The organism is Malikia granosa (assembly GCF_002980595.1).
Taxonomy (GTDB): Bacteria; Pseudomonadota; Gammaproteobacteria; order Burkholderiales; family Burkholderiaceae_C; genus Malikia; species Malikia granosa.
The window spans coordinates 1-591 of sequence record NZ_PVLQ01000052.1; the positions used below are offsets into that span (position 1 = coordinate 1).

Genomic DNA, 591 nt, shown 5'->3' on the forward strand with positions numbered 1-591 from the left:
CGCTGGAGATGCTGCAGCGCTCGGTCATGAAGAAAGGGGCCACGGTGGGTGCCGACAAGGGCTACGACTCCAAGGCCTTCGTCAAGGGGTGCCGCAGGCTGCGCATCACGCCGCATGTGGCGAGCAAGGCCAAGGGCTCGGCGATCGATGGCCGCACGACACGGCACGAGGGCTATCGCACGAGCCTGAAGGTGCGCAAGCGCATCGAGGAGGCCTTCGGCTGGCTCAAGACCGTCGGGGGACTGGCCAAGACCAAGCTGATCGGGCATGCCAAGTTGGCAGGCCAGGCGCTGCTGTGCTTTGCGACCTACAACCTGGTGCGCATGGGCAGCCTGGGCGGATGGTGGGATGCGCATCATGCGTGAGTGCCTGCCTGGGGGCCAGTGCGCCCGCAAAACGCCGAAAGGCGGGAAATCGGCTCCGAAAGGGGTCTGTGAGGCCGTGAAAACCGGCTCCGAAGCCTCAAGTGCTGGTCAGAATGCTTTCTCACAATCGTCGGTGGTGACCTTGAAGGCATCGACGGTGTATTTTTCAACGGCCTGCTAGAGAGGCTTGCTGGCCGTCAGGCCCAGGCGCCAGTGATGGCGCTGG

Annotated in this window: 1 protein-coding gene; it reads left to right on the plus strand. The window is 64.1% G+C overall.

Going from position 1 to position 591, the window contains the following annotated elements; all coding sequences use genetic code 11:
• The coding region (locus C6P64_RS13105) for a transposase (protein ID WP_146115926.1) at positions 1-365 on the plus strand (365 nt) is incomplete at its 5' end.
• Positions 366-591: the final 226 nt, after the last annotated feature.